The following is a 13,211-nucleotide window of genomic DNA, read 5'->3' on the forward strand; positions in this document are numbered from 1 at the left end:
CTAAATGCTACTATTCTAAGTCTTCTTATCTGGCTGATATTGATTCAAATCGCGTTCAGGTCTTTCTTATTCAACCACTCTTCCAGAGCCGCGATACTGCGTGTAATTTCTTCGCGCGGCAGGAGAGCGGCTAATGGTTCCCGCTCAAGTTGCCCGCACAACTGGCTGGCACTGCGCATTCCCAGACTGGCGCAACTACTTTTTAGCTGGTGCGCAGCGCGTTTGATTTTCTCGCTGTCGTGTCTGGCGCGAGCAGTGTCTATTTCATCAAGAAGCGGCAGGGTATGTTGTTTAAATAATGTCAGCCATTCGTGGATCTTATCCGCTCCCATTAACTGTGCATCTTCATTGAGTTGCGATACATCCAGCGGCTGATCGTTATTTTTTTGCTGGTGGAGATAGTGCGCCAGTAACTGACCGAGCACTTCACGCGGCACCGGTTTAGGGATAATTCCGCGAAATAGAGAACTGGTACGCTGGCGCAACGTTTCGTCGATGACATGGGCGCTAAAGCCAATCAAAACCAGCGACGGATATTGCAGCGAAAGTTGCCTGGCAAGTGTAATGCCGTCGATATCCGGCAGATCAAAATCCACCAGCGCGGCAGCAAACGATTCACTATTTTGCAGCGTCTCTAAAGCCTGCGTGGCATTTCCAACGGCAGTGACCTGAGCACCACTGGCGTTCAGTATCTCGATGGTAATACGCTGCGTTAGCGGGTTATCTTCAATTAACAGCAAGCGTAAACCATCCAGATGCACCGCCTGATTGACTATTTTAGGTGCTGGCGCGGTGGCAACGCGTAACGGTAACCGTAAGCAAAAACAGCTTCCAACCCCCGGCGTGCTTGTGGCGATCAGTTCGCCGCCCATCGCCTGGGCCAGGCTGGTACTGATCGTCAACCCCAGTCCACTGCCGCCGCGTTTACCACTCACCTGAACAAATGGCTGGAAGATATCAGCCAGTTTCGCGGGATCAATACCACAGCCGCTGTCTTCCACTTCGACCAGCCATTGTTCGCCATCAGTGCGGCTACGCAGGACAATCTGCCCCTCGTCAGTGAAACGCAGGGCATTACTCAACAAATTGGTAATAACCTGGCGAATACGTCGCGGATCACCCATTAACGCGGTCGGTACATCGTCGGCAATTTCCGTTGCCAGTCGAATCGGACGACCTTTCACCCGCCCGCTCATTAATTGCAGGGTACTTTCCAGCAGCGGGCGCGGTTCATACGGTTCATCGCTGACCGAGACATTCTTGCCACCTGCTTCGATAGCCGAATAATCGAGAATATCGTTAAGGATGGTCAGCAATGATTCGCCAGAATCGGTAATTGCCCGCAAATCATCACGCTGGGCGTTAAGCGCCGGGTTATCCGCCAGCAGTTGAGCGGTGCCGAGAATGCCGTACAGCGGCGTGCGGATCTCATGGCTCATTGCCGCCAGAAACGCCGATTTTGCCTGACTGGCTTTTTCTGCTTCTGCCCGTGCCAGCCGGTGTTCTACTACCAGTTCCTGCAATTCGGCAGTGCGCGCTTTGACCTGCGCTGCCAGTTGTTCGCGGTGGCGATTAAGCGCATGAACACTACTGCGAAAAGCATCCATCAGCCGCCCGATGGTATCCAGCTCCCGCACGCCAGCGGTTTCCGGGAAAGGGGAGTCGATATCGCCGTCCAGCAGGCGTTGCAGTGCCTGCGTTTGTTCGGCAAGTGGGCGCGTGACTGAACGATAAACCACGCGCCAGAGGATCAGAATCAAAGAGCAAAGGGAAACGACGCCCAGGAGTAGCAGGCTGTATTGCCCTCGTTCACTGGCTTTTTCCAGATGAGTGAGTCCACTTTGGTTGCGTTGCTCAATAGTGTCAACCAGTTGGCTGACTTCGCTACTAAACTGTGCGAACTGGGCGATGTTATTTTGGGCGAGAGTTTGCAGACGATTGCTGATTTCATTGTCCTGCTGATAAAGCGCCAGTAAATCGCTATAACGATGAATGATTTCTAAGGATTGTGCCACCCGTGTGCGCACACCCGGATCTTCAATGCGTATTTGCCGACGTTGTAGAATTTTCACTGCATTATTGAGTTGATTTTCCAACGTTGGCGCATCTTTCTGGATCTGCTCCAGCCTCAGAGTCATCACCATTTGCTGCACCCGCAGGGCGCTGAGACGCAGTTCATTCATTTGGTTAACGTACTCAAGATCGATATCAATCAGCCGATCGAGCGCACTTTCGGCAGCCTGGTGTTGATGACGTTCGATCAAATCATAAATCCCGGCTTGAGTGGCTCCGGCAGAGGTCGCAGCGTTATTCGCCTGACCTTGCGCCATACGTGCGATCGCATCAGCGGCAGCGACAATTTGCTGACTGAGTTGTTGCTGTTGCTGGCGCAGTTGCAAACGCTGCCCCACCAGTTCGCCTTGCTGACGTAACGAACGGGAGATCTCCTGCTCCTGTTGTTCAATCGCAGAGGTGTCGAAACCTTGTTCCCGTAACGCTTGCAACAACGCGTTAATCTTCAGGCTTTGCGCGGTGAGCATTCGCCCCTGTGCCTGCCACATCTTTTCGTTATCGGCACTGGTCAGGTTCTGCGCGGCGAAAAGTTCCCAGGCGCTGGCTTCGCTCAACTGACGCGCCATATTCATGGTAGGAATCAATGCCTGAGTATTGGCTTTTTCTACCTGGCTGACAAAACGCAGGTTGTACCATCCCACCAGAGTACTGGTCAGGGTTAGCAACGCCATCAGGGCAAAGCCCATCCAGAGTCTTCGGGTCAGGGTTAAATTCACAGTTGGTGCACTTTAGGTGAAAAAGGTTGAGTCGCAAAGTGGAATGCATCTAGCATAAAGCCTTATTATTGATGAGGCTATCATGCGCATACTGCTTTTGTTACTTCTTCCCTTTTTCGTGTTACCCGTTTTTGCGGGCGATAACCTGTTGCGCTGGCATGATGCGCAACATTTTACGGAGCAGCCTGTTACATCACTTAAAGTCAAACGCTCATGGAAATTGTGTGCGCTCTATCCCAGTCTGAAGGATTCATACTGGTTATCGTTGAACTATGGTATGCAGAAAGCAGCCCGCCGCTATGGTGTGGATTTAAAAGTGCTGGAGGCCGGTGGCTACGGTCAGTTGGCTACTCAGCAGGCGCAAATTGAGCAGTGTAAACAATGGGGCGCAGAAGCGATTTTGCTCGGTAGCAGCACGACGTCATTTCCCGAATTGCAAAAGCAGGTAGAAAGTCTGCCAGTGATCGAGCTGGTGAATGCCATTGACGACTCACAGGTAACAAGCCGCGTTGGCGTGCCCTGGTTTCAGATGGGCTATCAGCCGGGGCGGTATCTGGTGCAATGGAGCAACGGAAAACCTCTCAATGTATTGTTGATGCCCGGCCCGGACAACGCCGGGGGTAGTAAGGAGATGGTAGCGGGGTTCCGCGCAGCCATTGCCGGAAGCCCGGTGCGTATTGTTGATATTGCGCTCGGAGATAACGATATTGAAATCCAGCGTAACCTGTTGCAGGAGATGCTGGAGCGTCATCCAGAAATCGACGTTGTTGCCGGAACGGCCATTGCCGCAGAGGCGGCGATGGGCGAAGGGCGCAACCTGAAAACGCCGCTCACCGTAGTGTCATTTTATCTTTCACACCAGGTTTATCGTGGCCTGAAGCGGGGAAGAGTGATTATGGCTGCCAGCGATCAAATGGTCTGGCAGGGGGAACTGGCTGTTGAGCAGGCTATCAGACAATTACAGGGACAATCGGTGTCTGATAATATCAGCCCACCGATTTTAATCCTGACGCCGAAAAATGCCGACCGTAAACATATTCGCCGCTCGCTGTCGCCAGGAGGATTTCGTCCGGTCTATTTTTATCAGCACACATCAGCGGCTAGGAAATAGCCCTCGCCATGTTGAGTCACCAGTAAATCCGCGCTGAGTTTATGGCGTAAACGACGAATTAACACATCGACGGTACGCAGGTCGGGGTTTTCCACCCGACGGGCAGAGAGCATACGCAGCAGACGTTCGCGACTGAGAATTTTGCCGGGATTGGTCACAAACGCCACCAACATTTCATACTCTGCGCGGGTCAGTTTAATCGGCTCGCCATCCAGCTCCAGCGTATGGCGCGACACATTTAGGCAATAACCAGCAAAGCAATAACAGTTGTCCTGAGTAAGTGGTTGCACCTGCCGCGCGAGGTCGATGCGCCAGAGCAGATTTTTCACCCGCACCACCAGTTCGCGCAATTCCAGCGGCTTGGTTACGTAATCGTCCGCGCCCATCTCCAGCCCGACAATGCGGTCAATCTGATCGCTGCGTCCGGTAACCAGAATAATGCCTACCGTCGAACGTTCCCGCAACGCGCGGGTTAACATCAGGCCATTTTCATCAGGTAAATTAATATCCAACAGAATTAAATCGACCGGCTGATTCTGCATAATTTCCCGCAGCCCGGCACCGCTCGCCGTAACGGAAACGGTATACCCCTCTTGGGTAAAGTAGGTTTGTAAGCGTGCCTGGGTAATCGGCTCATCTTCAACAATAACAATATGATGTGGCATCAGGGGGGATTACTCATTCTGTTCATATCTGTTCATATTTTGCCGTAAGCCGTTCATCCTGACCAGTGCCGCTGTTCATATTTGCTCATTAAGATCACTTCACTAAACCTTAATTTTACAGGGGCTATTATGCGGAAACTCTGGAATGCGCTACGCCGACCCAGTGCTCGTTGGTCGGTGCTGGCGCTGGTCGCTATTGGGATTGTAATTGGCATCGCGCTGATTGTGTTGCCTCACGTTGGGATCAAAGTCACCAGCACAACCGAATTTTGTGTCAGTTGCCACAGTATGCAACCGGTGTATGAAGAATATAAACACTCGGTGCATTTCCAGAACGCCTCTGGCGTGCGTGCCGAATGCCATGACTGCCATATTCCGCCGGATATTCCGGGCATGGTGAAGCGTAAACTGGAAGCGAGCAACGACATTTACCAAACCTTTATTGCCCACTCCATTGATACACCTGAGAAATTCGAAGCCAAACGAGCGGAACTTGCCGAGCGTGAATGGGCGCGAATGAAAGAAAACAACTCGGCAACCTGCCGTTCCTGTCATAACTACGATGCGATGGATCATGCGAAGCAGCATCCGGAAGCGGCGCGTCAGATGAAGGTGGCAGCGAAAGATAACCAATCCTGCATCGACTGTCATAAAGGTATTGCCCACCAGTTGCCGGATATGAGTAGCGGTTTCCGTAAGCAGTTCGACGAGCTGCGCGCCAGTGCTGATGACAGTGGAGACACGCTGTACTCCATTGATATCAAGCCGATTTATGCGGCGAAAGGCGATAAAGAGGCGTCTGGTTCTCTGCTGCCTGCCTCAGAAGTGAAAGTCCTTAAACGTGACGGCGACTGGCTGCAAATTGAAATTACCGGCTGGACGGAAAGTGCCGGACGTCAGCGTGTACTCACCCAGTTCCCAGGCAAACGCATCTTTGTTGCCTCGATTCGTGGTGATGTTCAGCAGCAGGTGAAAACGCTGGAGAAAACCACCGTGACCGATACCAATACCGAGTGGAGCAAGTTGCAGGCCACTGCGTGGATGAAGAAAGGCGACATGGTGAACAACATCAAACCAATCTGGGCTTATGCGGATTCGCTGTACAACGGCACCTGTAATCAGTGCCACGGCGCACCGGAAATCTCCCACTTTGACGCTAACGGTTGGATTGGCACGCTCAACGGCATGATTGGCTTTACCAGCCTCGATAAACGTGAAGAACGCACCTTGCTGAAATATCTGCAAATGAATGCGTCCGACACTGCAGGCAAGGTTCACGGCGATAAGAAGGAAGAAAAATAATGAAGAATAACGATCTCTTTCAGGCATCACGTCGGCGTTTTCTGGCGCAACTCGGCGGCTTAACTATCGCCGGGATGCTGGGGCCGTCACTGTTAACGCCGCGCCGTGTGAATGCGGCGCAAGCGGCTACTGAGGCGGTCACCTCGAAAGAGGGCATTCTGACCGGGTCGCACTGGGGGGCTATCCGCGCGACGGTGAAGGATGGTCGCTTTGTGGCGGCAAAACCGTTCGAACTGGATAAATATCCGTCGAAAATGATCGCCGGATTGCCGGATCACGTACACAACGCGGCGCGTATTCGTTACCCGATGGTACGCGTGGACTGGCTACGTAAGCGCCATCTGAGCGACACATCCCAGCGTGGCGATAACCGCTTCGTGCGCGTGAGCTGGGATGAAGCCCTCGACATGTTCTATGAAGAGCTGGAACGTGTGCAGAAAACGCACGGTCCGAGCGCCCTGTTGACTGCCAGCGGTTGGCAATCGACGGGGATGTTCCACAATGCTTCCGGTATGTTGGCGAAAGCCATTGCACTGCATGGCAATAGTGTCGGTACAGGTGGTGACTATTCTACCGGTGCTGCGCAGGTGATCCTGCCGCGTGTGGTTGGTTCGATGGAAGTGTATGAACAGCAAACCTCCTGGCCGCTGGTATTGCAGAACAGCAAAACCATTGTGCTGTGGGGCTCCGATTTGCTGAAAAACCAGCAGGCGAACTGGTGGTGCCCGGATCATGACGTTTATGAATATTACGAGCAGCTAAAAGCGAAAGTTGCTGCTGGTGAAATTGAAGTCATCAGCATCGATCCGATCGTGACGTCAACTCACGAGTATTTGGGGCGTGAGCATGTGAAGCACATTGCGATTAACCCGCAAACTGATGTGCCGCTGCAATTGGCGCTGGCGTATACGCTGTACAGCGAAAATCTGTACGACAAAAACTTCCTCACCAACTACTGCGTGGGCTTTGAGCAGTTCCTGCCGTATCTGCTGGGCGAGAAAGACGGTCAGCCGAAAGATGCCGTATGGGCTGAAAAACTGACTGGTATTGATGCCGAAACAATTCGTGCGCTGGCACGGCAGATGGCGGCGAACAGAACACAGATCATTGCTGGCTGGTGTGTACAGCGTATGCAGCACGGTGAACAGTGGGCGTGGATGGTTGTGGTTCTGGCAGCGATGCTGGGACAAATTGGCCTGCCGGGCGGTGGCTTTGGTTTTGGCTGGCACTATAACGGCGCAGGTACGCCGGGGCGTAAAGGCGTTATTCTGAGCGGTTTCTCCGGTTCAACGTCGATTCCGCCTGTTCACGACAACAGCGACTACAAAGGTTATAGCAGCACCATTCCGATTGCCCGTTTTGTCGATGCGATCCTCGAACCAGGGAAAGTGATCAACTGGAACGGTAAATCGGTAAAACTGCCGCCGCTGAAAATGTGTATTTTTGCCGGAACTAATCCATTCCATCGTCATCAGCAGATCAACCGTATTATCGAAGGCTGGCGTAAGCTGGAAACGGTTATCGCCATAGATAACCAGTGGACCTCAACCTGCCGTTTTGCCGATATCGTGCTACCTGCGACCACGCAGTTTGAGCGTAACGATCTCGACCAGTACGGCAACCACTCCAACCGTGGAATTATCGCTATGAAACAGGTGGTGCCGCCACAGTTTGAGGCGCGCAATGATTTTGATATTTTCCGCGAGCTGTGCCGTCGCTTTAATCGTGAAGAAGCCTTTACTGAAGGGCTGGATGAAATGGGCTGGCTGAAACGCATCTGGCAGGAAGGTGTACAACAGGGCAAAGGACGCGGCGTTCATCTACCAGCGTTTGATGACTTCTGGAATAACAAAGAGTACGTCGAGTTTGACCACCCGCAGATGTTTGTTCGCCACCAGGCATTCCGTGAAGATCCGGATCTCGAACCGCTGGGGACGCCGAGCGGCCTGATTGAGATCTATTCGAAAACCATCGCTGACATGAACTATGACGATTGTCAGGGGCATCCGATGTGGTTTGAGAAAATCGAACGCTCCCACGGTGGGCCAGGCTCGCAGAAATATCCGTTGCATTTGCAATCTGTGCATCCGGATTTTCGACTTCACTCGCAGTTATGTGAGTCGGAAACTCTGCGTCAGCAGTATACGGTGGCGGGTAAAGAGCCTGTCTTTATTAGCCCGCAGGATGCCAGTGCGCGCGGCATTCGTCACGGTGATGTGGTACGCGTCTTTAACGATCGCGGTCAGGTGTTAGCAGGGGCAGTCGTTTCTGACCGTTATGCACCCGGTGTGACGCGAATTCACGAAGGGGCATGGTACGATCCGGATAAAGACGGCGAGCCAGGGGCGCTGTGCAAATACGGTAACCCCAATGTGTTGACCATTGACATCGGCACCTCACAGTTAGCGCAGGCGACCAGTGCGCATACCACACTGGTGGAAATCGAAAAATACACAAGCACAGTGGATCAGGTGACGGCGTTTAGCGGCCCCATCGAAATGGTGGCGCAGTGCGAATATGTTCCGGCGTCGCAGGTGAAATCATGACTTCCTTGACGGCACAACAGACTGCCTGCGTCTACGCCTGGCTGGCGCAGTTGTTTTCCCGTGAACTGGACGATGAACAACTGACGCAAATCGCCAGTGCGGAGATGGCTGAATGGTTTTCTTTGCTGAAAAGCGAACCGCCGCTGGCTGCGGCGGTGGACGAGCTGGAGAAAAGCATTGCTGCCCTGGTGGTACGTAACGACGCCCGTCTGGAACTGGCCGCTGATTTTTGCGGCCTGTTTCTGATGACCGACAAGCAAGCGGCGCTGCCGTATGCATCGGCCTACAAACAGGACGAGCAAGAGATTAAACACTTGTTGGTTGAGGCGGGCATGGAAACCAGTAGCAACTTCAACGAACCGGCAGATCATCTGGCGATTTATCTTGAGTTGTTGAGCTATCTGCATTTTTCACTGGGGGAAGGGAAAGTTACCACACAAAAAATCAACAGCTTACGGCAAAAAACGCTGGCGGCGCTGCGATCATGGCTACCGGAATTTGTAACGCGTTGCCGTCAGTATGACAGCTTTGGTTTTTACGCGACACTAAGCCAGTTATTGCTGGTGCTGGTGGAGTGCGACAACCAAAACAGATAATGCCGTTTGTAGGCCTGATAAGACGCGTTAAGCGTCGCATCAGGCAACAAACTCACGGATGAGCCACAAACCGGGAAAGCCGTTGGCGCAGCAGGCGGTTTTCCTGTTTCAGATGTGCGATATCATCCATTAACGTTAGCGCCACCGCGATCCCCGGCCAGTCAAGCGCCAGTTCCTGACGCAGACGTACCGCGCGTTGCACCACAATGGCGGCATGGTCGTCAAACACCCAGGTCGTTTCCTGAATCTCACGCGGTTCAACTACGCCTAAACCGACAATTTCATTCAACTCCTCTTCAGAAATGCCGGTATGCAGGCAAAATTCAGTAATGGTAAAAGTCACCGTAACGTTAGCCATTATGCTTTCCCCCAATCTTTACGTGGATCAAAAGACGACTGGGCGTCTGCCAGTTGTTGCCACAGCGCAGCAGTGTTTTCATCAGGTTTCGGCGGCATGACGATTTTCAGCACCGCATACAGGTCGCCGGTCTGTTTTTTACCGACCAGACCTTTACCTTTAACGCGCAATCGTTGTCCGGCCTGACTGCCTGGTGGGATGGTCAGCAAAATGCTTTCTTTCAGTGTTGGAACGGTGACTTTAGCTCCCAGTGCCGCTTCCCACGGACTAACCGGCACCACAATTTCCAGATCCTGACCGACAATATCAAACAACGGATGTGGCGCAATATGAATCACCAGCCACAGATCGCCATTCGGACCGCCGTTTTCGCCCGGCGTCCCCTGGCCTTTCAGGCGGATACGTTGACCATTGCCGACACCCGCCGGGATCTTCACATTCAGCGTTTTCGGGATTTCCTGTTCGATCATGCCAAAGGCGTTATAAACCGGCAGGTTATAGCTGATGGTACGCTTATGCTCAGTAAGCGTTTCTTCAAGGAATACCGCCACTTCGATTTCAATGTCGTGGCCACGTGTGGCCGGGCGCTGGCGGCTCTGACGGGCATGCTGACCGAAAATTGATGAGAAGATATCGTCAAAATCTTCGGCGTTGAAACTCTGGCCGTCACCATGCTGGAACTGACGGTTAAATTGCGGATCGTTGCGATGTTGCCACATCTGATCATATTCAGCGCGACGTTGTTCATCACTCAATACTTCCCAGGCTTCAGCGACCTCTTTGAAGCGGGCTTCGGCATCGGGTTCTTTGCTGACATCAGGATGGTATTTGCGGGCCAGTCGACGATAGGCGGTCTTGATTGTCTTGAGATCGTCCGTCGGTTTCACGCCCATGATGGCGTAATAATCCTTTAATTCCATAGCGTTATCTCGCGTAAATCAATACAGACAAAGGGAAACCCCTGACAAGGTATCAGTGTTAAGTGTAGGGGAAATCAGAAAAAATCGTAGGTCTGTGACGAAACATAACTAAAAATGATATTTTCAGCCTGAATGTTGGCAGGTAAAAGAGGGGGGCGTTTACCCTTCATGGATGCCCCATGACTACGTTGCCAGGGGGCTGAAAACGGGGAACTTATCTTGCTTTTACTGCCGTGACCATCACTTCAACCAGAATCTCCGGGCGAGCCATCTCAGCTTGTACGGCAGCACGGGCTGGGCTATATCCTTCTGGTATCCAACTAACCCATACGTCGTTGAAATCGGCAAAATCGCGGGTGATATCTTTTATCCATACCTGCGCGAATAAGATATGAAATTTATCACTGCCAGCCGCTGCAAGTAATTCGTCGATTTTTTCCAGCACTTCGCGCGTTTGTTGCGCGATGTCTGGGGTATTGCTTTTCGGTGTCTGGCCGGAGAGAAAAACAAGGTTGCTATATTCCACGCTGGCGGCCAGACGCGGCTGTGGGTTATTACGTTTGATATTCAAGCTGATTGGCTCCATGTCAGTCCATCAAGTGAAATTGCAGGATCTTCGCCCGACAGCAGAGCGCCTAACACCACAGCACTACCTGCCGCCAGCGTGAAGCCCAGACTGCCCTGACCAAGATTCATCCAGAGATTTTGATACTTCGCCCGTCCTAATAGTGGCGGACCCGCAGGAGTGGATGGACGCATACCTGTCCATAATTCGGCATCATCGATACCTTGCAGTTGCGGAAAACTGGAGGCTACGATCTGTTTTAAGGCATCAATGCGTTCAGGGCGCAGTTCATTACCGTCATAGCCAATATCGACCATGGCGGCGATACGCAACCGGTCACCGAGTCGGGCATAGACAATTTTATGACCATAGTCGGTGACACTGATTTGCGGTGCGATCCCCATTTTTTGTGGGAAAGGGAGTGTCAGACTGTAACCTTTCAGACCGCAAAGCGGTACGTGAATCCCGGTTTCGGTAAGTAAATGTGTGCTGCCATTTCCGGCGGCAACGACATAATCATCAGCAATCAGCGTTCCTGTACTGGTGGTAATGGAGACTATGCGCTCACCTTTTTTATTCAACTGCAAAACTTCACAACCGGTCTGTAGCGAAAAATTCGCGCTGGCATTAAGTTTGGCAAGTAATGCCTGGCAGAACTTATAGCAGTCCGCCGTTTCATCGCCGGGAGAATAAATACCACCACACAGGGAATTACCAATATGTTTTAGTGCGGGTTCAAGATGAACGCACTCTTCGCGTAATAGAGTCTGTTGAAAATGCGGATTAATGCCTTTTGCCGCTTTGGCTAAATCTTGCTGGCGGCGATGAATAATCAGTTTGCCAGAACGGCGCCAGTGGAAATCATCAAGATTATCCTCCAGCAACCACGCTTCCATTACCTGACAACTTAATAGTGATAAGCGTAAAATATGATCGCCATTGAGTTTATTTGTCCGGTTATTGCAGGCCAGTAAAAACGCCAGCAACCAGCGCCACTGACTTAATGACATGCGCAAACGCATATTCAGTGGAGAGTCACTTTTCCCCATCCATTTAAGCCCCTGCATCGGTACGCCTTTATCCGCCAGAGGAGCAACGTAACGATAACTGAGTTGCCCACCGTTAGCGAAACTGGTGGCGACGCCTGCCTGGCTGTTGCGTTCTAACAATTGTACCTGATGGCCCTGTTTTACCAGGACCCATGCTGTCGCCAGACCAATGACCCCGCCGCCAATAACTACAATGCGTTTTTTCATCACCTGAGATATCCACCGCTAATAAATGCGTTGGGGTTATGTCAAAACATTTAGGCCTGAGGAGCAATTGACTTTTTATTTTCAGGGTATAACTCAAGGTTAATGGCTCGCAGTTGCTGACGTAATTGCTGGCAGAGGAAATCAACAAATTTTTGTGTAATGGGGCTAAGTGACACGTCGGCACGACGTAGCAAACAAAGATCAATTTTCATTGGTGGCTCGATGGGGTGAATTGTTTCTGCCGGGAGGTTATGACGGGCAGAGAAAATATCGGTAATACTGCATCCCATTCCTCGTTTTACAAATTCAGTCGCCATGTAATAGGTCTGGACATTCAGGCGCGTTGTCAAAAAATCACGCCGTTTGGCTATGGCATTGGAAAGGGAATGTGGGCCAGGAGAAATCCAGCGTTGTTGGTCAATCTTGTCTATTTCTACCGCGCCCTGGCGATAGTCCCGGTCGATATAAACCAGCGGAACTTCGGCTATCAGTGTCGTCATAATCTCCCCCTGTTGAATCGGCTGTAGCGTCAGGGCCAGATCAATCTCACGCAGATCAAGTTTTTTAACCAACGTTTCAGTGTGCTCTGTCGTCAGTGTCATTACCAGATTTGCATTCTGCTGGTAAAACGCAGTGACTATTTCGGGCACCAGGCTTAATCCCAGGCTTGGCAGGCATCCCAGGGCTATTCTGGCTCGGGGATCTCGCGTCAGGTTATCGGCCAGCAGTCGCAGGTTATCGAGTTCGTGATAAATCGACTGCGCTTTTTCAAAAAGTGTGATCGCTTCGCTGGTTGGAAGAAGCTTGCCACGAACTCGCTGAAAGAGCTGAAAACCGAGTTTTTGTTCAGCGTTTTTTAACGCTTTACTGGCGGCCGGTTGGGAAATATTCAGCGATTCCGCTGCACGTGAAAGTGTTCCGCATGTCATCACGGCATAGAAGATTTCCAGGTGGCGCAGTTTCATTAAGAGTTAACCCAGAGTTATAGACGATAGATAAAAAGTCATTTCATGGTAACACCAAGTTAACATAAATTTAATCTGTAACGCCTGTTCTGGTAACAATGCGTTATTTGCCCACCTAAAAGGGGTTAATTACGAACT

General features: G+C 51.6%; 11 protein-coding genes. 4 read left to right on the plus strand and 7 right to left on the minus strand.

Annotated elements, in window-relative coordinates; all coding sequences use genetic code 11:
• Nucleotides 1-44 precede the first annotated feature (44 nt).
• Nucleotides 45-2,789 carry a TMAO reductase system sensor histidine kinase/response regulator TorS gene (torS, locus tag C0K55_RS08855; protein ID WP_001054762.1) on the minus strand — a complete coding sequence of 915 codons (2,745 nt, stop codon included), beginning with the start codon at nucleotides 2,787-2,789 and terminating at the stop codon, nucleotides 45-47.
• A gap of 82 nt (nucleotides 2,790-2,871) precedes the next feature.
• On the opposite strand from torS, the gene torT reads away from it, so the two are divergent.
• The gene (gene torT / locus C0K55_RS08860) at nucleotides 2,872-3,900 is read left to right on the plus strand and encodes a TMAO reductase system periplasmic protein TorT (RefSeq protein ID WP_001516147.1); all 1,029 of its coding nucleotides are present in this window, start codon (nucleotides 2,872-2,874) and stop codon (nucleotides 3,898-3,900) included.
• Here the strand turns inward: torT and torR are convergent.
• Entirely contained in the window at nucleotides 3,873-4,565 is a 693-nt protein-coding gene (gene torR, locus C0K55_RS08865; protein WP_001120100.1) for a two-component system response regulator TorR, read from the minus strand. The genes torT and torR overlap by 28 nt on opposite strands.
• Before the next feature lie 129 nt (nucleotides 4,566-4,694).
• On the opposite strand from torR, the gene torC reads away from it, so the two are divergent.
• The 3 genes from torC to torD are packed head-to-tail and all read left to right on the plus strand — an operon-like array spanning nucleotide 4,695 to nucleotide 9,009.
• Nucleotides 4,695-5,867 (plus strand): pentaheme c-type cytochrome TorC, encoded by a 1,173-nt coding sequence (gene torC, locus C0K55_RS08870; protein WP_001516148.1) that lies wholly within the window; start codon nucleotides 4,695-4,697, stop codon nucleotides 5,865-5,867.
• On the plus strand, nucleotides 5,867-8,413 hold the full coding sequence (gene torA, locus C0K55_RS08875) for a trimethylamine-N-oxide reductase TorA (protein ID WP_016248572.1): 2,547 nt from the start codon (nucleotides 5,867-5,869) through the stop codon (nucleotides 8,411-8,413). The genes torC and torA overlap by 1 nt, the downstream gene beginning before the upstream one ends.
• Nucleotides 8,410-9,009 (plus strand): molecular chaperone TorD, encoded by a 600-nt coding sequence (gene torD, locus C0K55_RS08880; protein WP_016248573.1) that lies wholly within the window; start codon nucleotides 8,410-8,412, stop codon nucleotides 9,007-9,009. Before torA ends, torD begins: the two co-directional genes overlap by 4 nt.
• 52 nt (nucleotides 9,010-9,061) lie before the next feature.
• On the opposite strand, the gene cbpM is transcribed toward torD, so the two are convergent.
• The 5 genes from cbpM to C0K55_RS08905 form a co-directional block, all read right to left on the minus strand.
• Nucleotides 9,062-9,367: a chaperone modulator CbpM gene (gene cbpM / locus C0K55_RS08885; protein ID WP_000024563.1), complete on the minus strand. Its 306-nt coding sequence runs from the start codon at nucleotides 9,365-9,367 to the stop codon at nucleotides 9,062-9,064.
• Nucleotides 9,367-10,287: a curved DNA-binding protein gene (gene cbpA / locus C0K55_RS08890; RefSeq protein WP_000420635.1), complete on the minus strand. Its 921-nt coding sequence runs from the start codon at nucleotides 10,285-10,287 to the stop codon at nucleotides 9,367-9,369. The genes cbpM and cbpA overlap by 1 nt, the downstream gene beginning before the upstream one ends.
• A gap of 214 nt (nucleotides 10,288-10,501) precedes the next feature.
• The gene (locus C0K55_RS08895; RefSeq protein WP_105266572.1) at nucleotides 10,502-10,858 is read right to left on the minus strand and encodes a RidA family protein; all 357 of its coding nucleotides are present in this window, start codon (nucleotides 10,856-10,858) and stop codon (nucleotides 10,502-10,504) included.
• Nucleotides 10,855-12,108, minus strand: a complete 1,254-nt coding sequence (locus C0K55_RS08900; protein WP_105266570.1) for a D-amino acid dehydrogenase — start codon at nucleotides 12,106-12,108, stop codon at nucleotides 10,855-10,857. The genes C0K55_RS08895 and C0K55_RS08900 overlap by 4 nt, the downstream gene beginning before the upstream one ends.
• A 50-nt stretch (nucleotides 12,109-12,158) precedes the next feature.
• A complete protein-coding gene (locus C0K55_RS08905; RefSeq protein WP_000776564.1) occupies nucleotides 12,159-13,073 on the minus strand; it encodes a LysR family transcriptional regulator in 915 nt (304 codons plus the stop codon).
• Between the last annotated feature and the right edge of the window lie 138 nt (nucleotides 13,074-13,211).

Source organism: Escherichia sp. MOD1-EC6098, from assembly GCF_002965865.1.
GTDB classification, from domain to species: Bacteria; Pseudomonadota; Gammaproteobacteria; order Enterobacterales; family Enterobacteriaceae; genus Escherichia; species Escherichia marmotae.

Bases quoted from the DNA above. Each gene is read 5' to 3' on its own strand.
- torR (WP_001120100.1), bottom strand. From the start codon at position 4,565: ATGCCACATCATATTGTTATTGTTGAAGATGAGCCGATTACCCAGGCA.
- torT (WP_001516147.1), top strand. From the start codon at position 2,872: ATGCGCATACTGCTTTTGTTACTTCTTCCCTTTTTCGTGTTACCCGTT.
- torC (WP_001516148.1), top strand. From the start codon at position 4,695: ATGCGGAAACTCTGGAATGCGCTACGCCGACCCAGTGCTCGTTGGTCG.
- cbpA (WP_000420635.1), bottom strand. From the start codon at position 10,287: ATGGAATTAAAGGATTATTACGCCATCATGGGCGTGAAACCGACGGAC.
- torD (WP_016248573.1), top strand. From the start codon at position 8,410: ATGACTTCCTTGACGGCACAACAGACTGCCTGCGTCTACGCCTGGCTG.
- C0K55_RS08905 (WP_000776564.1), bottom strand. From the start codon at position 13,073: ATGAAACTGCGCCACCTGGAAATCTTCTATGCCGTGATGACATGCGGA.
- C0K55_RS08900 (WP_105266570.1), bottom strand. From the start codon at position 12,108: ATGAAAAAACGCATTGTAGTTATTGGCGGCGGGGTCATTGGTCTGGCG.
- cbpM (WP_000024563.1), bottom strand. From the start codon at position 9,367: ATGGCTAACGTTACGGTGACTTTTACCATTACTGAATTTTGCCTGCAT.
- torA (WP_016248572.1), top strand. From the start codon at position 5,867: ATGAAGAATAACGATCTCTTTCAGGCATCACGTCGGCGTTTTCTGGCG.